General features: G+C 74.8%; 14 protein-coding genes and 1 pseudogene. 5 read left to right on the forward strand and 10 right to left on the reverse strand.

Annotated elements, in window-relative coordinates:
* Positions 1-75: 75 nt before the first annotated feature.
* Positions 76-1,272, forward strand: coding sequence for an MFS transporter (locus APR03_RS16950; protein WP_253837463.1), 1,197 nt, complete (start codon positions 76-78; stop codon positions 1,270-1,272).
* A gap of 31 nt (positions 1,273-1,303) precedes the next feature.
* On the opposite strand, the gene APR03_RS16955 is transcribed toward APR03_RS16950, so the two are convergent.
* Positions 1,304-2,056: a zinc ribbon domain-containing protein gene (locus tag APR03_RS16955; protein ID WP_253837464.1), complete on the reverse strand. Its 753-nt coding sequence runs from the start codon at positions 2,054-2,056 to the stop codon at positions 1,304-1,306.
* 82 nt (positions 2,057-2,138) lie between these two features.
* On the reverse strand, positions 2,139-3,089 hold the full coding sequence (locus APR03_RS16960; RefSeq protein WP_253837465.1) for a Nif3-like dinuclear metal center hexameric protein: 951 nt from the start codon (positions 3,087-3,089) through the stop codon (positions 2,139-2,141).
* Between the two features lie 160 nt (positions 3,090-3,249).
* On the opposite strand from APR03_RS16960, the gene APR03_RS16965 reads away from it, so the two are divergent.
* From APR03_RS16965 to mtnN, 3 genes and pseudogenes are all read left to right on the forward strand, one after another.
* Positions 3,250-5,043: a SulP family inorganic anion transporter gene (locus APR03_RS16965; RefSeq protein ID WP_253837467.1), complete on the forward strand. Its 1,794-nt coding sequence runs from the start codon at positions 3,250-3,252 to the stop codon at positions 5,041-5,043.
* A 66-nt stretch (positions 5,044-5,109) separates the two neighbouring features.
* Positions 5,110-5,553: pseudogene (locus APR03_RS16970) on the forward strand (S-ribosylhomocysteine lyase); the annotation flags it as partial.
* A 158-nt stretch (positions 5,554-5,711) separates the two neighbouring features.
* Positions 5,712-6,425, forward strand: coding sequence for a 5'-methylthioadenosine/S-adenosylhomocysteine nucleosidase (gene mtnN, locus APR03_RS16975; protein WP_253837469.1), 714 nt, complete (start codon positions 5,712-5,714; stop codon positions 6,423-6,425).
* Between the two features lie 6 nt (positions 6,426-6,431).
* Here mtnN and APR03_RS16980 read toward each other — a convergent pair whose 3' ends face one another.
* Positions 6,432-8,474 carry a bifunctional 3'-5' exonuclease/DNA polymerase gene (locus tag APR03_RS16980; protein WP_253837471.1) on the reverse strand — a complete coding sequence of 681 codons (2,043 nt, stop codon included), beginning with the start codon at positions 8,472-8,474 and terminating at the stop codon, positions 6,432-6,434.
* Between the two features lie 171 nt (positions 8,475-8,645).
* On the opposite strand from APR03_RS16980, the gene APR03_RS16985 reads away from it, so the two are divergent.
* Positions 8,646-10,340: an HNH endonuclease signature motif containing protein gene (locus APR03_RS16985; protein ID WP_253837473.1), complete on the forward strand. Its 1,695-nt coding sequence runs from the start codon at positions 8,646-8,648 to the stop codon at positions 10,338-10,340.
* Between the two features lie 173 nt (positions 10,341-10,513).
* Here the strand turns inward: APR03_RS16985 and APR03_RS16990 are convergent, their stop codons facing one another.
* From APR03_RS16990 to APR03_RS17020, 7 genes are all read right to left on the reverse strand, one after another.
* Positions 10,514-12,823, reverse strand: coding sequence for a hypothetical protein (locus APR03_RS16990; protein WP_253837475.1), 2,310 nt, complete (start codon positions 12,821-12,823; stop codon positions 10,514-10,516).
* Positions 12,820-13,989, reverse strand: coding sequence for a VWA domain-containing protein (locus tag APR03_RS16995; protein WP_253837477.1), 1,170 nt, complete (start codon positions 13,987-13,989; stop codon positions 12,820-12,822). The genes APR03_RS16990 and APR03_RS16995 overlap by 4 nt, the downstream gene beginning before the upstream one ends.
* 50 nt (positions 13,990-14,039) lie before the next feature.
* Complete coding sequence (locus APR03_RS17000) at positions 14,040-16,853, reverse strand: DUF5682 family protein (protein WP_253837478.1); 2,814 nt, start codon at positions 16,851-16,853, stop codon at positions 14,040-14,042.
* The gene (locus tag APR03_RS17005; RefSeq protein ID WP_253837479.1) at positions 16,844-18,007 is read right to left on the reverse strand and encodes an ATP-binding protein; all 1,164 of its coding nucleotides are present in this window, start codon (positions 18,005-18,007) and stop codon (positions 16,844-16,846) included. Before APR03_RS17005 ends, APR03_RS17000 begins: the two co-directional genes overlap by 10 nt.
* Positions 18,008-18,143: 136 nt before the next feature.
* Complete coding sequence (locus APR03_RS17010) at positions 18,144-18,770, reverse strand: dihydrofolate reductase family protein (RefSeq protein ID WP_253837480.1); 627 nt, start codon at positions 18,768-18,770, stop codon at positions 18,144-18,146.
* A complete protein-coding gene (locus APR03_RS17015) occupies positions 18,767-19,258 on the reverse strand; it encodes an SRPBCC family protein (protein ID WP_253837481.1) in 492 nt (163 codons plus the stop codon). Before APR03_RS17015 ends, APR03_RS17010 begins: the two co-directional genes overlap by 4 nt.
* Entirely contained in the window at positions 19,255-19,638 is a 384-nt protein-coding gene (locus APR03_RS17020) for an ArsR/SmtB family transcription factor (RefSeq protein ID WP_253837482.1), read from the reverse strand. Before APR03_RS17020 ends, APR03_RS17015 begins: the two co-directional genes overlap by 4 nt.
* Positions 19,639-19,646: the final 8 nt, after the last annotated feature.

The following is a 19,646-nucleotide window of genomic DNA, read 5'->3' on the forward strand; positions in this document are numbered from 1 at the left end:
CCGGCACCGGTCGGCGGGGTGACAATCCCGCCGCCCTCTGGCGCCGCGGGCAACCACCCTGTTGGATGTGCCCTCATGACAAGCCTGACGGGCGCCCGCGTCGCTGTGGCCGCGGCGTTCTTCGCGCAGGGATTCGTCTTCATCAGCCTCACCACGCGACTGCCGCGCTTCCTCGAGCGCTGGGGGCTGGACGAGGTGACCCTGTCGCTGCTCCTGCTCATGATGGTGCTGCTCGCCGGCGTGGGCTCGCTGGTCGCCGAGCGCGCCGCGCGGCACGTGGGCAGCGGCGCGCTGCTCCGGGTGGCGTTCGTCCTGATGGTGGTCGCCGTGCCGACCGTGATGCTCGCGCCCGCGCTCGCCTTCTTCGTGGGCGGCGTGGCCGTCTACGGGCTCGGGCTCGGCCTCGTCGACGCCACCTCGAACATGCAGGCCGTCGACCTCGAGGACCGCTACGGCCGCCCCATCCTCCCGTCGTCGCACGGCTGGTGGACCACCGGCGGCATCACCGCGGCCGTCGCCGCGCTGGCGACCGGCCACCTCTCCCCCGCCACCGGCGCGCTCGTGGCCGTGGTCCCGTTCGCGGTGGCGTTCGCGCCGTTCCTCCCGCTGGTCGGCGTCGTGCCGGACGGCGGTACGCGGGCCGGCGCCGAGCCGGACGTGGCCGTGCCCTGGCGGCCCATCTGGCTGGTCGGCCTGGGGCTGGTGGTGTTCTACATGGTCGACACCGCCGCGTCGGCCTGGGGCCCGGTCTACCTGGCGCGGGCGTTCGACGCGCCCGGCAACCTCGTCGCGCTCGCGACGTTCCCGTATCTCGTGACCTCGATCGTGGTCCGGCTGGCGGGCGGCGCCCTGGTGACCCGGTTCGGCGCCGTCGTGCTGCTGCGGATCGGCGCGGTGGTCGCGTGCGGCTCGCTGGCGCTGGTGGTGCTCGCGCCGACGTGGCAGGCGGCCGTGGCCGGCTTCACGGTGCTCGGCGCGGCGGTGGCCCTCGTGGCACCGCTCAGCTTCTCGGCGGCGGGACGCATCGCGGCGGCTGCGGGCGGCGGCGGTGCCGGCGACCCCGCCGACACCGCCGCCGTCCGCGCGCGGTGCGACGCCGTGATCGCCCGGTTCAACCAGTTCAACTACGTCGGCGCGCTGCTCGGGGCGGTACTCACCGGGTTCGTCGGCGCCGACGACCTACGCCTCGGCTTCGCCCTGCCCGCCGTCCTGGTGCTCGCGCTGGTGCCGCTCGCGCCCGCGTTCGCGCGGGGAGCGCTCGGCCGGCGGTGAGCGACGGGGCGCCCGCCGCTCACCGGAAAGGTCAGGCGACCGGCGACGTCGCCCCCGCGACGCGGACCAGGATGCGGCCGCACTCCTCGCAGCGCACCACGGCGTCGGGCGCCGCGCTCTTGATCGCCGCGACGTCGCCCGGCGGCAGGTCGATGCGGCACCCCTCGCAGCGGTTGCCGTTGAGCACCGCGGCGCCCGTGCCGCCGAGCTGCGCGCGCAGCTTCTCGTAGAGGGCGACCAGGGCGGCGTCGAGCCCCTCGACGGCGCGGGCCCGCTCGGTCGCGAGCGCCGCAGCCTGCGCGTCGAGGTCCGCCCAGCCGGCGTCGCGCTCGGCCTCGACCTCGGCCTTGTCGGCGACGAGCGCGTCGTTGGCGGCCTCGACCTTGGCGAGGGCGTCCTCGTGCGCCTCGAGCCGCTCCATGACGTCGAGCTCGATCTCCTCCAGCGCCGACTGCCGCGCGGCCAGGGAGATGAGCTCGTCGGTGAGGGCGACGGCGTCCTTGGCGCTCACGCTGCCGGAGTCCAGGCGCTGCTGGTCGCGCGCGGCTCGGTTGCGGACCTGCTCGACGTCGGTCTCCGCCTTGGTGAGCTCGCGCTTGAGGTCGGCGACCCGGGTGCGGGACTCGACGAGCGAGGCCCGCAGGTCGGCGATCTGCCCGTCGAGCTCGGTCAGCCGGGCGAGCGCGGGAAGGTTCTTGCGCTGGTGGGCGAGCTGCTGCGCGCGGGTGTCGAGCGCCTGGACGTCGAGCAGCCTGCGCTGGTCCTCGGCTGGTGCGGTAGCCACGGAGGCGTCCTCTCGGGTGGGGTCGGGGGCCCGTCGGTCTCTGGGGTGGTCCAACGCTACCCCGCGCGCGACGGCGCGAGCGTCAGCGGCTGGGGACCTGGCCTGTCCAGGGGTCGGTGACGAGGTCGCTGACGTGGGTCTCGATCGCGAGGCCGTCCGCCGCGAGCGCCGCCGTGAGGTCGTCGGCGGCGTAGCGGAGCCAGGGCCACTCGCTCGCGTAGTGGGCGGTGTCGACGAGGAAGGGGGTGCCTGCGGGTCCGGCGCCGCCCGCGGCCCGGGCTTCGAACTCCGCGCGTTCGCGCAGCTCGGAAGCGGGGTGGTGGCGCAGGTCGGAGGTGACGTAGACGTCGGCGGCGGCGGCGCGGACGGCGTCGAAGTAGCCGTCGCCGGATCCGCCGAGCACGGCGGCGGTGGTGACGGTGGCGTCCGGGTCGCCGGCGAAGCGGATGCCCTGCGCGGTGGCGGGCAGGGCGTCCGCGACGCGGCGCGCGAAGCCGGCGAGGGTGGTGGGTTCGGCGAGGCGGCCCACGCGGCCGATGCCGCGGCTCGTGCCGCTCGTGGCCTCGTCGGCGGTGGACGCGGTGCCGACCTCGAGGGGGCGCCGGTCGGTGATGCCGACCACGTCGGCGAGGGCGTCGGCGACGCCGCGCGGTGCCGCGTCGGCGTTGGTGTGGGCCACGTGCAGGGCGCATCCGCCGGTGAGGAGGCGGTGCACGACGGACCCCTTGAAGGTCGTGGCGGCCACGGAGCTGACGCCGCGCAGGAACAGGGGGTGGTGGGTGACGAGCAGGTCGGCGCCCTGGTCGAGGGCCTGGTCGACGACGGCGGCCACCGGGTCGACCGCGAACAGCACCGTGCGCACGGTGGCGGTGGGGTCGCCGGCGACGAGGCCGACGGCGTCCCAGCCCTCCGCGGTGGACGGCGGGTAGAGCCGGTCGAGGGCGCCGACGACCTGGGCCAGGGTCGGGTGCGGGGCGGCGGTGTGGTCGTCCTGGTGGCCGCTCTGATGGTCGGGGGCGTCGCCGCTGCTCACACGCGGCAGCGTAGTACGCGGGGTCGGCCGGGCGCCGGGCGACGGCACGGCAGAGAAATCACCCCTTCACCAGGACGACGGGGCGTGATCTTGCTAAGTTCCTTCACTCATGGGGGACACCGCCGGACACCGCTTCGGCGGACCATCTGACGCGCCGGACATGCCCGGTTCCGAGCCACCTGGTGGGCCTGTTGATGCGCCTCGGACGGCACGCGCGCGGCTGCTCGCCGCCGTCCGCCGCCGGGCCGACGTGCGCGACCTGCTGCCCTCCCGCTCCGACTACGACCTGCGTCCCCGCACGCTGCGGTCCGACCTGCTGGCGGGTGTGACGGTGGGCGTCGTCGCCCTGCCGCTGGCGCTCGCGTTCGGCGTGAGCTCCGGCGTCGGGCCTGCGGCCGGGCTGGTCACCGCGGTGGTGGCCGGCGTCGTCGCCGCCGTGTTCGGCGGGTCCCACCTGCAGATCAGCGGGCCGACCGGCGCCATGGCGGTGGTGCTCGCGCCGATCGTCGCGCAGCACGGGGTCGGTTCGGTGGCACTGGTTACCCTGCTGGGCGGCGCGCTCGTGCTGGCCTGCGGGGTGCTGCGCCTCGGCCGTGTGGTCACGTACGTCCCGTGGCCGGTGGTCGAGGGGTTCACGCTCGGCATCGCGGCGATCATCTTCCTGCAGCAGGTTCCGGCCGCCGTCGGGGTCGCGGCAGAGACCGGGCACAACACGCTGGTCACCGCGGTGCGGTCCGTGGGGGCGGCGCTGTGGCCGTCGGGTGCGGTGGTCGACGGCACGGTGGTCGAGGGCGTCGTGCACGGCAGCGGCACACCCGCCTGGGTCTGGACCCTGACGGTGGTGGCGGTCGTCGCCGTCGTCATGCTGGTGCTGCCGCACGTGGCGCGTGCTCTGCCCGCCTCGCTCGTCGCGGTCGCGCTGGTGACGGTGCTCGCCGAGGTGCTGCACGCGCCGGTGCCCCGCATCGGCGAGCTGCCCGACGCGCTGCCCCTGCCGGTGCTGCCGGACGCGACGCCGGCCCTGGTCCGGGACCTCGCCGGCGCCGCGCTGGCGGTCGCGGCGCTGGCCGCGATCGAGTCCTTGCTCTCGGCCCGCGTCGCGGCCGGAATGTCCGCGGAGGCCGACCCGGACGCGCCGGCCGACGCCTACCACCCGGACCGGGAGCTCGTCGGACAGGGGCTGGCCTCGCTCGCGAGCGGCGTGTTCGGCGGCATCCCCGCGACGGGCGCCATCGCACGGACGGCGGTCAACGTGCGGACGGGCGCTCGCACCCGCCTGTCCGCCGTCGTGCACGCGCTGGTGATCCTCGCGGTGATCTACCTGGCCACCGGGCCCGTCGGGCGCATCCCGCTGGCCGCTCTGGCGGGCGTGCTCATGGTGACGTCCTTCCGGATGATCGGTGCGCGCACGATCCGCTCGGTGCTCGCCTCCAGCCGCCCGGACGCCCTGACGTTCGTGGTCACTGCCGTGGTGACCGTCGCGTTCGACCTGATCGTCGCCGTGCAGATCGGGCTCGTGGTCGCGGCGTTCTTCACGCTGCGGTCGCTGGCCCGGGCGACGTCGGTGCACCGCGACCCCCTGCCCGGACCCGCCCGTGAGGGCGACGAGCACATCGCCCTCTTCCGGATCGACGGAGCGATGTTCTTCGGGGCGGCCGACCGCATCCTCGGCGAGGTCACGGCGGCGTCGGTGCGCGACGACGTGCTCGTCGTGGTGCTGCGGCTGTCCCACCTGCGCGTCATGGACGCGACCGGCGGCCGAGCCCTGGCCGACCTGGTGGCCGAGCTCGAGCGACGCGGGATGACCGTGCTGGTCAAGGGCGTCCAGCCGGAGCACGGAAAGCTCCTGCGTGCGGTGGGACTGCGCCACGCGGTGCGACCGGACGAGGCCGTCGAGCTCGCGCGCGCACGTGTTCGGGAGGCGCTGCTTCGGGGAACGCGAGGCGAGGCATAGGCTCGTACCGTGACCGAGCCAGCATCCCCCACCCCAGAGTCCGCCCCGGCGGAGACCGCATCCCGCATGAACGTCGAGTCGTTCAACCTGGACCACCGCGTCGTCTCCGCCCCCTACGTGCGGCTCGCGGACCGCAAGCAGCTCCCGGCGGGCGACGTGATCGTGAAGTACGACGTGCGCTTCACGCAGCCGAACGTCGCCCACCTCGAGATGCCGACCGTGCACTCGCTGGAGCACCTGTTCGCGGAGCACTCCCGAAACCACTCGGACGCCGTCCTGGACTTCTCCCCCATGGGCTGCCAGACCGGGTTCTACCTCATGCTGCAGGGCGACCCGGCGTACGAGGACGTGCTGTCGCTCATCGAGGCGACCCTGCGCGACATCCTCCGCGCCACCGAGGTGCCCGCCGCCAACGAGGTGCAGTGCGGCTGGGGCGCCAACCACACGCTGACCGGGGCGCAGGAGGCCGCGTCCGTGTTCCTCTCGGCGCGCGGCGTGTGGGCGCAGGTGTTCGACGAGGGCGCGCCGGGCGAGGCGTCGGCGGCGGACATGGCCGCACGGGACGCCGCGGCGCGTGCGGCGGCCGTCCGCGACGCCACGGAGAAGGGCATCCCCCTGCGCGGGGCCGTGCCGAACGACCTCCCGGCCGACGGCAGGACGACCGAGCAGTGAGCGCCGCCGCACCCGTCGCCGTCGTGCTCGTCGCGATGGACGACGAGGCCGCACCGTTCCTCGAGCTCGCGACCGAGGTGTCCGACGCCGAGACCGTCGGCAACGCCCAGTTCCGCCGGATCACGCTGTCGGACAGGCCCGTGGTGCTGGTCCGCAGCGGGATCGGCTTCGTCAACGCGACGTCCGCCGGGGCGGGCGCGCTCTTCCGCCACGGCGCGAGTGTGCCGCTGATCAGCGCGGGCAGCGCCGGCGGCCTCGCGAAGGACGTGGCCGTCGGCGACGTCGTGCTGGGCACCCGCCTGGTGAACGCGGACGCCGACGCGCGCGCCTTCGGCTATGCGCTCGGCCAGGTGCCGGGGATGCCCGAGGCGTACGCCGCCGCCCCGCAGCTCGCCGACGCCGTCCGGCATGCGCGCACCGAGGACGTCGTGCTCCGCGAGGGGACCATCGGCTCCGGCGAGAAGTTCGTGACGGCCGAGCTGGCGGCGCGGCTGCGCGACGACTTCCCCGACCTGCTCGCGGTGGACATGGAGTCGGTCGCGCTCGCCCAGCTCTGCCACAGCTTCGGCACGGACTTCGTGTCGGTGCGGGCGGTCTCGGACCTCTGCGCACCGGACGGCACCGAGTTCCTCACGCACGTGGACGACGCCGCCCAGCGGTCCGCGAGCCTGGTGACGGCCGCGATCGGGATGCTGACCTCGTCTTCCTGACCGTGCTCAGCCCTTGGCGTCCGCGTAGCTCTCGGTCACCGCGACGCTGAGCGGGAAGTCGACGGGGAAGTCGCCGAACAGGAGCCTGCCGGCCTCGTCGGCAGCTTCCCGCACCTCGTGCGCGACGGCGTCGGCGAGGTCGGCGGGGGCGTGCACCACCACCTCGTCGTGCAGGAAGAACACGAGGTGCGGACGGCGGTCGAACGGCGCGGGGGCCAGACCCGCCGCCGCGACCGTGCTCTCGCCGAGGGCCCAGAGCCGACGCCGGATCGAGGCGATCCAGCACAGTGCCCACTCGGCCGCCGTGCCCTGCACCACGAAGTTGCGGGTGAACCGGCCCCAGGACCGTGTCTGGCTGCGGGCTCGGGACTGCGCGTCGGCCCCCGCGTCCTCGTCGAACGCGGAGCCCTGCACGGCCGCCCACGAGTCGCCGGGCGGCGGGGAGCTGCGCCCGAGCCGGGTCGTGACCACCTCGCCCCGCTCCCCCGCCCGGGCAGCCCGCTCGACCAGCTCGATGGCCTGCGGGAACGCTCGGGCGAGCCGAGGCAGCACTTGCGCGCTGACGCCCGTGGTGCCCCCGTACATGGCGCCCAGCATGCCGACCTTCGCGTGCTCCCGGGTGTCGACCGCGCCCGCCGCGACGATGCCCGCGTACATGTCGGTGTTCGCACCGTCCTTGCTGCGGCCGGCAGCGGCCATCCGCTCGTCGCGTGCCAGGGCGGCGAGCACCCTCGGTTCGAGCTGCGCGGCGTCGGCCACGACGAACGTCCAGCCCGGGTCGGCGACCACCGCACGGCGGACCGTGTGCGGAAGCTGCAGCGCACCCCCGCCGGTGCTCGCCCACCGGCCGGTGACGACCCCGCCCACCACGTACTCCATGCGGAAGCGCCCGTCCGGCGCCCAGGTGTCGAGCCAGTTCCAGCCGTTGGCGGTGTACAGGCGGTAAAGGCCCTTGTACTCGAGCAGCGGGGCGATCACGGGGTGGTCGAGCTTCTCCAGCTCCCACTTGCGCAGGCTGCGAGCGCCCACGCCCGCGTACTCCATGGCGCGCAGCAGGTCGGGGTGGGAGTCGGGGTTCAGCGTGGGCGGCGCGTCGAGGGCTTCCCGGATCCGGTGGGCCAGGGCCTCCAGCCGGGCCGGCCGGGCGCCCGGCCGAGGCCGCGGGCCCAGCGCGTCCGTCAGGATCTGGTCGTGGACGTCACCCCGCCACGGCAGCCCGGCGTGGTGCATCTCGGCCGCGGCGAGCGCCCCCGCCGACTCGGCCGCGAGCAGCAGCCGCAGACGCCCCGGATCGGTGCTGTCCTTGATCGCGGCGAGCTGTGCGACGAGCTCCGCGACAGGGTCGAGCGGCCCGGGGGTGTCGTCCGTCGCACGCGACCCGGTGCCCGGGCCTCGGTGGGTGCCCGGTCCGTCGTCGTCTCGGTCGGCGTCCCTGCCGGTGTCACTCCTGTTGTCACTGCTGTCGGTCCTGCCCGCGTCTCTGCCGTCGGTCCTGCCCGTGTCTCTGCGGTCGGTCCTGCGATCAGTCCTGTCCTCGGTCCTGCCCGCGTCTCTGCCGTCGGTCCTTGCGGGCCTGCCGCCATAGCCTGCCGCGGCACGGGCGCCGAAAGCGGAGCCACGCGCTGCCGGGCGTGGTGCGGCGACGATCTCGCCGAGCTCGAAGAGTGGTTCGGCCCCGGGGTGCCGGTCCGGCCGGGTGAGCGCCGCCGCGGTCGGCCCGCCCGGGGGCGGGACGGGACTGAGCCTGTCCCAGGCGGTGGGCCCCGCCTCGGCGAGCGCCGTGTGGGCGGTGAGAGCGGATGCGCGCAGCACGGCGTGCGCGAGTCGGAGGTCGTGCGCACGGTCGATGCGGACTCCGTCGGCCAGGAGGCCCGGGTACCAGCTGTTCGTGTCGTCCCAGGTCCAGCGGGTCTGTCGCGTCTCGTCCGCGGCGACCTCCCGGGCCAGTGCGGTTCCGTCCACGACCCGCGCAGGCTCCTCGGGCACGCCGGTGTCGGACACCGCCCGTAGGCCGATGCCGGAGCTGTCTCGCGAGACCACCGTGTGCATGGACCCCAGTGTGCCGTGAGCCACTGACATCGGGAGGTCGGCGGACCGTTGGTCGACCCGTGCATGAAAAGTTATCCACAGATATCTAGATCGCCTGCCATCAGGAACGCCTGTTCGATAGTGTCGAGGAACCGCGGACAGGCTGCGGCAGGGGTTCGAGGGGGTGACGAGATGGTGCTGCGGGACCCAGGTGCGCCCTCGTCAGACACGCGCCCGTTCGAGGAGATCGTCGCGGACCTCCGGATACTGACGCAGGAGCTGATCCACACAGCCGGACCGCTGGCTTTGAACGAGGCGACGACCGCCGGCCCGTCCGGTATCGGTCCTCGCCTCGCCGCCGCCTCCCCGGAGCTGCGTGCGCTGTGCGTGCAGCTCGACGTGCTGCGTATGACCTGGCTGCCACGCATCGAGTCCGACGGACTGTGGGCGCTCGACGGCTCCCGGACTTTCCGGACCTGGCTCGCCCGGCGCGAGAAGGTGACCCTGCGGACCGCGAGCCGGGAGGTGCTCACCGCCGAGCGGCTGCTCGCGCATCTCCCGGCCACCCTCACCGCCGCCCTGGAGGGCCGGATCGGGATGGACCAGGTACGGGCGATGGTCGACGTGGGACCGACGTCCGAGGAGCGCCGGAGGGCCCTGGCGGCGCCTATCGACCCGGCGCCCATCGATCCTGATCCAGTGCCGACCGGTGACGTGGCGGGCGCTGATGGTGCGGGTGCCGACACCGGCATCGACGGCGCGGAGGATGGAGAGGGCGACGCGGTGGACGGCGGCGCTCCGGGCGACGGCGCTCCGGGCGACGGCACCTCCGACGGTGGTCCGGCCGGGGACGTCTCGGATGCCGGAGCCTCGCCGTCGGGCGCCTCCGGACCGACCGGCGAGGAGGTGCTCCTCGACCTGGCCGATCAGCACGGCCCGCTCATGTTCCGGCGGCTCGTCGACCGGTTCGCGCAGGTGGCCGACCCCGACGCCGACGAGCGCGGCTACAAGGTCGCCTCGGACCGGGAGCACCTCGACGTGGCCAAGACCTTCGGGGGCTACCACGTCCACGGGTTCCTCACCGACGAGCACGGCGAGGCACTGCGCGCCGCGATGGACTCGGTGATGGGCGCCCCCACGCCGGGCGACGACCGCAGTCCCACCCAGCGGCGCGCCCAGGCCCTTGCCGACCTCGCCCGCACCGTGCTCGACAACGGCCGCACGGGATCGGGCGCCTCCGTGCGGCCGCACGTCACCGTCACGGTGTCGTGGACCGAGCTGAACCGCCTGACGACTCGGTTCGCCCCGGGCAGCTCGGTGACCGTCGGCGGCACCAGCACCACCGGCTCGAAGGTCGGCGAGGCGGTGCTGTTCGACCGATCGACCGGGCCGGCGGGCGCCGGTTCACCGCTGACCGACGTCACCGCGGCGCCCCCTCGCTTCGGCATCTCCGGCTCGCTGGTACCCACCGCCACGCTGCGGCGGCTGCTCTGCGACTCGGCGGTGACACGTGTCGTCTTCGGGGCGGACGGGCAGGTGCTCGACGTCGGACGGGCGCAACGGACCGTCACCGGGCAGATGCGTCGCGCCGTGATCGCCCGGGACAGGCATTGCGTCTACCCGGACTGCACCCAGCCACCCGCGCGCTGCGAGGTGCACCACGCCGAACGCCACTGGGCCCAGGGCGGGAGCACCAGCGTGTCGAACTCGGCCCTGCTGTGCTGGCACCACCACGACCTGGTCGACACCACCGGGATCGCCATGCGCTGGACCGGGAACCCGGACGGAGCCCGACACTCGGGGTGGACGTTGACGGATCGACACGGCCGCGAGATCCGGCCGATGGGTCGTTCCTCCAGAGCGACCCTGACGGAGCGGTCCGCATGACCGGCGGGGGCGGTCGTGCGGGCGCCCGCCGGTTGAGCAGGGAGCACGGTCATCCGGAAGCACGCCGGGCGACCGGCGTAGCGACCGGCGCGGTGACCGGCGCCGTGACCGGCCGGTGCCGGATGACGCGTCCGCGCCGCAGTGCCGCGGGGCCCGCGGCCACGCCCGGCTGGTCAGCCGGTCACATCGACCACCGCCTTGGCCCGGCCCACCACGAAGGCGGCCTGCAGTACCACCTCGGGCGACAGAGTGGTACCAAGGAGTCCCCCGGCGGTCCGCTCCACCGTGACCAGTCCCAGGTCCCGGGCAAGGTTGCGGGCCTGCTCGACGTCGGACCGTTGCCGGGCGGTCAGCGTCGGGCGGCCGGTAGCCGCGACCGCGACGAGGACATCGCTCAGCAGAACGGTCACCCGTCGCACGGGACTCGGCGGTGCGGCGGGCGTCCGGACCGTCCGTGCGCCGGCCGTTTGGGTGCGGAGCTTCCGGATCCGGCGGCGCCAGAAGTCCCAGTAGCTGCGCTCGAGCGACCAGGCGGGCGTGATCGTGGGGCTGACGAGTCGGATCGCCGCCTTGTCCCGCACGAACAGGCCGACCGGCTCGTCCCGGCCCTCGCGGCGCTCGATCGTCACCGCCACGAGCCGCGACCTGACCGACAGCAGCGTCTCCACCGCCGACTCGTCCGACACCGGCAGTCGCAGCAGCCGGGACTCGCCGTCGGAGGCGACGATCGTGAGCGTCATCTCCTGGCGCACGTCGTCGATCCCGACGTCGCCGACGTCCCGGACCATGACCAGCCTGACTCCGGCCGGGCGGCGCCCGAACCCGACGACGTCACGCGGGCGCACTCCCGCGCCGGTGCGTTCGGCGATCGCCCGCAGCTCGTCCAGGTCGAACCCGTCGCCGTCGAGCCGACGGAGCACGGGCCGTCCGCCCGCGCCCAGGGCGCCGTCCGGCGTGATCCGGACCGAGGGGAGGCTGAACGGCCCCTCGCAGAGCGCGCTCAGGGACCGATCCCACAGGAGGGGGGAGGTCCAGCTCCGACGGAACCGCAGGTCGGTGCCCGCGGGACGCCCGGTCACGACCTGCCGCACCCGCCCACCGGCGTGGCCCGCGGGCGTGGTCGATCGCGCGTCCTGGTGGGCGCCCAGGGCGGCGCCGACATCCGGGCCGGTACCTACACCTGGGCGGGTTCCCACGTCCGGACCGGTGCGCGCTCCTGCGTCCACGTCCGACCTGTTGCGCGAGCTCGGGCCGATGCCTGCGTCCGAGGCCGCGGGCGATACCGCGTCCGAGGCCTGATCGGAGGCCGGGTCCGACGCCAGATCGGACGCCGGATCAGAGGCCGGGTCCGACGCCAGATCGGACGCCAGATCGGAGGCCGGGTCCGAGGCCGCGTCCGGACCGGCACCCGCGTCCCAGCCCAGGTAGGCGAGCCCGCGGGACCCGCTCTGGGACGTCCACCACCGGACACCGAGGGGCACCCAGCGGTCGACGGTGATCTCGTCGTCGGCGTCCTTGCCCGTCGCGGAGACCCATTCCCGGGACGCGCCGCCACCGGCACCCGCGCGGTCTCCAGCTCCCGCACGGCTGCCACCCGGTGCTCGCTGGGCGTCTGTCCCCGTGACCGCACCGTCCAGCGTGCGCTGCAGCACCTCGCACATGCCCCAGACCTCAGCGAACGTGTCGAGCAGGTCGGACTCGGTGACGGCGTCGTCGCGGCCCGCTAAACCCGCGACCTGCCCGCCCGCGACGCGCAGCAACCCGTCGAATCGCACCGTGCCCACGCGGTCGAAACCGGCCAGCCGTACCCGTCCGGCGAGCAGGCCCAGCGACTCCGCGTCGTCGGGGCCGAGGTGCGAGAGCCCGCCCGACATCAGCCGGGCGACGACGTCGCGCACCTCCGCGAGCGCCTCCCGTCGGCGGCGCAGCACCGCCGGGGACGGCGGTCGTGCCTCGGCCACGGTCGATGCCGGGCCGGCAGTGAGGGCCGGCACGGCCGTGCCACCGGAGAGAGACCCAGCGGCCTCCGGCCCGACGGCGACCGACCGCCCGCCACCGGAGCCATCGTCGGCTCCGACAACAACGGCGCCGCCCGCACCCGATCCGCCGCCCCCCGGGACGCCGACTCCCGGGACACCGGCCCCCGACCCGCCGGCACCCGGGCCACCGCTGTCCGGCCCGCCAGCAGGCGCGACCCCAGCCGCCCACAGGCATGCCGTCAGGACGTGCTGGCACACGCCTGCCGTCGGGCACGCGCACGAGACGGCCGCCGGTCCGCGGCCGTCGACCTGGACGGTCGCTCCCGCCACGTCCAGGACCGCACCCTGGGCGTCGGCGGAGGTGACCGTGACGGCGTCGTCGGCCAGCGCCTTGCGCGCCCTGCGCAGCAGGCCGGCGTTGCCGAGTGCCTTGAGCGCGTCGTCGCCGAGGCCGGCGTAGGGCGCGGCCCAGTCGTACGTCGGCTCCACGATGGTGTCGGTCACGTGAGCACCTCCCCCAGCCACTCGGCGAACCGTTCAGGCGTGAGCGCGGCGACCTCCATGCCGCACTCGGCCAGCAGGCGTGCCGTGCCGTGGTCGTAGGCGGGCTCTGCGGCCTCGTCCAGCGCGGCGAGACCGAGCATGGTCACGCCCGACGACGCCATCCGCCGGACCCCCGCGAGCAGGTTGGACACCGATCCGCCCTCGTAGAAGTCGCTGACCAGCGCCACGACGGTCCGCGACGGGTTGCGCACCTGCTGCTCCGCGTACCGCACGGCACGCGCGATGTCGGTACCGCCGCCGAGCTGCGCCGTCATGAGCACGGTGACGGGGTCGTCGGCCACGTGCGTCATGTCGACCACCGACGTGTCGAAGAGGTAGAGCTGCACGTTCACCCCGGGCAGGCCGGAGAGGATTCCCGCGCACACCGCGGAGTACAGCAGCGACGGCGCCATGGACCCGGACTGGTCCACGAGCAGGATGACGTCCCAGGTCAGCGTGCGCTTGGCCCGCGCCGAGAAGCGGACGTCCTGCACGGTCATGCGACCGTCGGCGTCGACCCGGCCGAGGTTGGCCCGGAGGGTGCGCTTCCAGTCGAAGTTCCGCGCGACGCGGTGCATCGAGCGGCGCGACCGGTCGATACGGCCGTTGACCGCCGTGGCGAACCGGGGCCGCAGTCGCCGCACGATGTCGTCGACGACCCGCTGGATCACCCGGCGCAGGCCCGCCGCCGCGCGGTCGTTCAGGGACCCGCGCACCTGCAGCATCGCGACGGCCAGCTCACGCGAGGGCTCCAGGCTCTCGATCGCCGTGTCGTCCTGGAGCAGCTCCGTGAGACCGTAGCGGCTGACGGCATCGACCTGCATGCGCTCGAAGGTCTCGCGCGGGAAGAGGCTCCCGGCCTCGCTGAGCCAGCCGAGCGCCGTGACGTCCACGCCGTGCGGCTGCGACCCGCCGAGACCGGCGCTCCGCCCGGAGCCTCCGCCGGCACGGTCGCCGCCTCCCGTCCGGTGACCCCGGGCCGTGTACTCGCGGTCGTACAGGTAGCTCAGGGACCGCTCCAGGCCCTGGTCCTGCTGCCCGACGGACAGCTCGTCGGCCGCGTACCGGCCCAGCACCAGGCGCCAGCGCCGGGCCGCCTCGTCGTCGGCGGCTGTGCAGGTTGTCATGCCGGGCGTTGCAGTGGGGCCGGACGGCGCCGCCCCCGGGTCGATCACGTTCACGCTGTTCCTCTCCTGTCCCGTCCGGCGGTCCCCCAGCCGGCCAGGCCGTCTCTCTCCAGCACGGCCGTCAGCTCCTGCTCCAGGGCCAGGCCGACGGCCAGGTCCTCCTCCGCGAGCGCCACCCGCACGTCGACCTGCTCCACGCGTGCGCCGGTCCGTTCGGCGACGCGTCGCGCCAGGCGGTGCGTCTCGGTGGGACGCAGCCAGGTGAAGGCCCGCCGCAGGTCCGGCAGCACCGCGAGGAACGCGTCGGCCTCGAGGGTGCGCAGTGCGCCGTCGACGGCGTCGAACATCTCCGGGGTGTGCAGGATGAGGTCGGGGGCGGCGCGCATGACGCCGCCCAGGAACCGCACCGCGATTCCCGGGTCGGCCCCGGCACTCAGGGCGCCGCGGACCCGGGCGACGAGCACGTCGTCGGGCACCGTCCCGTCGGTGAAGCCCAGGGCGAGCAGCGCGCCCGTGACACCGGGGGCGGTGGTGTCGCCGTCCCGCAGGCGCCCCATCTCGCGGACGACGGCGAGCCGTCCGGCCGCGCCGGGGTCGACCGCGTCTGCCAGGTCCCCCGCCGTGCCGGCTCCGGCCTCCGCGGCTCGACGCCGGGCAGACGCCGACGCACCGGGGCCGTGCACCCGTGCCGCCGCGGTGTCACGCAGGAGGGAGCGCAGCGCGATCAGGGTGCCGACAGCGGCGTCCTCGTCCTCGGCTCGTACCTTGCCGACGTCGCCGACCAGGTACGCCGCCGTCGCGAGGGCCTGGTCCACGAGGTCCAGGAGCTCGTCGGCGTGCTCCTGCGCACCGAGCTCGACGCGTGCGTGCCACAGGCCCAGCAGGCGGCGGGCACCGGAGACGACGGAGTCGAGGTCGCGGTCGGTGTCCATCGTGGTCCGCAGCAGGGAGGTGATGCGGGGCAGGTGCGTGCCCATCCCGATCACGAGGGTCTGCGCGACGAGCCGGGCCGCGGCGTCGACCGAGGCGCCCCCGCCACTACCACTGGCCGACTCCGTCAACCGCGCCTCCGCCTCGTGGAGGCGGGCCACGGCCACGGCGTCCAGCGTCGCGCCGAGGTGGACCAGCTCCACGAGCCGGGCCTCGACCAGGGGGGTCCAGCAGTACCGCCACTCCTCGGTGACGAGATGGAGGCCGCGGCCCGCGACGTGGTCCGGCCCCGACACGAGCTGGCCGAAGCCCGAACCGACGAAGTCGAGCAGCGCCAGCACCTGCCGCCGCTCGCGGTGCGAGGGCGTGCGCCGGGCGTCGAGCCGGGCGGTGCGCGGCATCGGGTCGTCGACGGCGAGCCGCACGGCCTGCACGCGCGCGCGGGCGTCGCGCACGAGCGGCGGCGACGCGTTCCCGGGCGGCAGGTCGCCCAGGGCGCGTCCCCCGAAGACCTCCGCGATCGCCAGGCCGAGCGGCCGCTCCGGCTCCCCGGGTCCGCCGATGCCGCCGTCGTCCTGCACGTAGCACGACCGCATCGCGTCCAGCAGGTCGGTGCGGCCCGGGAACGCCCGCTCGCGCAGGTCGGCGAGCCGGGTCGCCGCTTCGGCCGCCGCGGTGACCTGCGGCAGGCTCACGGCGTGGCCACGGTCGGCCGCTCCGCGGGCGACGTCGACCAGCACCTCCGCGGCGAGGGCACCGGGGCCGACAGGACCTGCGGAGCCGGCACCCGCACCACCACGACCGACACCGCCACGGCCCCCGGAGCTTCGCGCCGCGGACCGCCCGCCCGAACCCGCCGTCGCGCCGGCCTGCCCCGGCGGGGTGTCGTCCAGCCCGAGCTCCCGCAGGTGCGCGGCGTGCAGCCGCTCGTAGTAGCCGGGTGACGGCATGCCCGCGCCGTAGCCGCGCAACCCGTCGAGGCGTTCGTGGTCGTACCGCACCAGCCAGGCCTCGTCGGGTTCGGGTGCGCCGTAGCCGGCCTCAGGCTGCCGGTCGCGGACCGCTGCACCGTCCGGCGCGCCCGACAAGGCCTCGACCAGGGCGAGCGTGTGGAACGCCCCGGTCACGACCAGGACCGGCCCCCGGGACGCCTCCGCCGCATCCCCGGCCGGCCCAGCACCCGAGCCAGCAGCACCCGAGCCGGCACCCGTATCGGCATCCCGTCGATCCAGCGCCTCCGCGATGCGGGCCGCCATGCGTGCCTCGCGGTCGAGGGAGCCGTCGGCCGCGAGCACGCTCTGCTCGTAGTCCAGGCGGGCCAGGGCGGCCCAGGCGAAGACGTCGTCGAAGAGCGTCCGCCAGTCCGCCAGGGCGCTGCTGGGGCGGGTCTCGAACAGGTGGTCCCACACCTCGTCGTGGTCTCGGCACCCGAGCCGCCGGGCGAGCGTCGCGACCGCCTCGGAGTGCGCGAGGTACCGCTCCGACATGAGGGTGCGCGCGAACGGGTCCTCCTGACCCGAGACGGCGCGCTCCTCGTCCGACCGCTCCCCGAAGGACCGGTCGATGAACGCCAGCCCGGCGCCCACGGCCTGCCCGGCGCGCAAGGCCACCCACTCCGGGGAGAAGGACGCGAGCGGGTAGAAGCCCGCCCCGGCATCGAGGCTGAGCACCGCGACGGGCGGTCGCGTGGCCTCGTGCAGCAGGTCCGGCACCAGCCGCGTGAACTCCTCGGGCCCCTCGATGAGCACGACCGAGGGACGCAGCTCCTCGATCGCCACCCGCACCGCCACAGCGCACGCGGGGCTGTGGTGCCGGACGGGAGCGAAGTAGACGCCGCGTTCGGACCGCAGCGTCCGGACGGCCCGCGCGGCGGAACGCAGACGGCCGGGGGCGGCCTCCCACAGGGCGTCCGTGGCCCCGGCCGTCACCGCCACAGCGACTCCGCCGCGCCGAAGAACGCCTTCCAGCCCGCGTCGTGGCGTGCCCGCTCCCGGACGACGTTGTCCACGTAGTGCCGCAGCCGCCGCGCGTCCTCCTCCTCGCCCTTGAGCGCCACCCCGGCGATCTGGCGGGCGACCTCGGCGGTGGTCACGGTGCCGTCGCCCAGGTACCGCGCCTCCAGCGACGCCGCGACCGCGACGTTGACGGCCTCCGCCGTGGACATGACCGTCTCGGGCCGCTTCACGGGTGCGCCCTCGCGGGTACTGCCCGTCCGCAGGTCCTGGAACACGGTGACCAGCACCTCCAGCACCTCACGGGGCACCTCCGGGCTGTCGCCGCGCGGCCCGAGCTCCGCCTCGAGCTGGCGCTGGACGAGCTCGATCTCGAAGTCCCTGTCGCGCACGGGTGCCACGGTCTCGAAGCTGAACCGCCGCTTGAGGGCGGCCGACATCTCGTGCACGCCGCGGTCCTTGAGGTTCGCGGTCGCGATGACGGTGAACCCCGGGCGGGCTGCGACCCGGGCGTCGGGGCCGAGCTCGGGCACCATGAGCTGCTTCTCGGACAGGATGGACACGAGGGTGTCCTGGATCTCCGGGGCGCAGCGCGTGATCTCCTCGAAGCGCACGACGCGGCCCTCGCGCATGCCCGTGCAGACCGGGGAGGGCACGAGCGACCGCTCGCTCGGCCCCTCGGACACCAGGAGCGCGTAGTTCCACGAGTACCGCACGTGGTCCTCGGTGGTTCCGGCCGTGCCCTGCACCGTCAGGGTCGAGCTGCCCGACACCGCGGCCGACAGCAGCTCGGAGAGCATCGACTTCGCCGTGCCCGGCTCACCCACGAGCATCAGGCCCTGCCGCCCCATCAGGGAGACGACCGCGCGGTCGACCAGCGGGTCGTCGCCGTAGAACTTGCGGCTGACGCCGAGCTCCTCGGAGCCGACGACGAACGCCCGCACCGCCCGCGGGCTGAGCCGCCAGCCCGGCGGGCGCTCGTGCCCGCGCTCGGCGTCCCAGGCGGCGAGCGTCGCGAGCTCCCCCGCGTGGCGGACCTCCGCGGGCGGGCGGATCTCTGGCCCGGCGCCGGAGCCGGCAGCGGTGCCCGCGGGGATGGTGGTGTCGGTCGTCATGGCGTCCTTCGGTGATCGCATGCGGAGAGACCACGACAGCCCAGGTCAGGGCCACTGAGGTCAGCGTGCGATCAAGGTAGCGGGAGTCACTGACACGCCCGCCGGGCCGGGCGGCCGGCACCAGACGCCCCGGCAGACGCCCGCAGCCGGCGCATGCTCAGACGAGCTCCGCGACCCCCGCGTACGTCGCCTGCGCGGGCGCCCCGGCCCACGTGTAGACCTGGACGACCAGCCCGGCCGGCGTCGCCTCGCTGCTGACCAGACGCAGCCCGGCAGGAGCGCCGCCGTCGGGAAAGAGACGCCTGCCCTGCCCGACGACGACCGGCGCGACCACGATCCGCAGCTCGTCGACGAGGCCCGCGGCGAGGAGCGACTGCGCGAGCCGGGCGCTCCCGTGGATCTGCAGCTCCCGGCCCGGACGCCGCGTGAGCTCCGCGACCTGTGCGGCGACGTCACCGGACAGCACCGTGGTCGGTTCCCACGAGCCGGCGGCGAGGGTCTGTGACGCGACGTACTTGGGCAGGCTGTTCATGAGCGTGGTGAACGGGTCGGCCGGGTCGGTGATCTGCGGCCAGTCGCGGGCGAAGGCGTCGTAGGTGCGCCGGCCCAGCAGCAGCCCGTCCGCCAGACGGAGCCACTCCACGGTGCGGCGCACGAACACCTCGTCCATGTGCGGCACGAGCCACCCGCCCCGGGTGAACCCGCCGCTCGTGTCCTCCTGCGGTGACCCGGGCCCCTGCGAGACACCGTCGAGGCTCACGAACTGCATCAGGACGAGCCTCATGCCCTCACCTCCACCAGCGCGGCGAGCTGCCGGGTGACGGTGCCCCACCCGTCGTGGAACCCGAGCTCCTCGTGCCGGTCCCGGTCGGCGGCGTCACGGTGCAGCGCCGTCGCGCGGTACGCCGTACCGTCCGGGTGGTCCTCCATGGTGATCACGGCGGTCACGAACGACGTCGGCGCGGGACGCCAGCCGGCGACGAGCGCGTCGGTGAACACGATGCGTTCCAGCTCGTCGACGGCGAGGAAGCAGCCCGTGATGTGCGGGCCGAACTCGACGCCGTCCTGGCTCAGCTCCGTGCGGAAGGACCCGCCCGGGCGCAGGTCCAGCTCCCGAACCCGGCAGACCTGGGGCGCCGGCACCCACCACTGCTCGAGGCTCGCCGGGTCGGCCCACGCGTCCCAGACCGCGGCCCGCGGGGCGCGGATCACGCGGGAGACCGTGAGGTCGAGGTCGGGACGCCCGCCTTCGCCACGGGTCGTGGTCGTCATGAGCGCGCCTCTTCCTCGCGTGCGGCGGTTTCGCGTGCCGTGGTCTCGCGCGCCGTGGTCTCGCGTGCCGTGACGAACTGCTCGAGCCGGTCCGTGCGCCCCTCCCAGAGGCGCCGCTGCTCGTCGAGCCAGCCCGCGACGACGTCGAACCGCTCCCGTTCGAGCGTGCACGTCCGGACCCGGCCGACCTTGTGCGACCGGATCCAGCCCGTGCTCTCGAGGTACCGGATGTGCTTCATGAACGACGGGAGCGCCATGTCGAACGGTGCCGCCAGCTCGCCGACGCTCGCGGGCCCCGCGCCGAGCCGACCCAGCACGGCGCGCCGGGTCGGGTCGGCGAGCGCCTGGAACGTGCCGTCGAGCGTCGAATGCTGAGCCATATGGCTAA

This window comes from Promicromonospora thailandica, assembly GCF_024171955.1.
In the GTDB taxonomy this organism is placed as follows: domain Bacteria; phylum Actinomycetota; class Actinomycetes; order Actinomycetales; family Cellulomonadaceae; genus Promicromonospora; species Promicromonospora thailandica.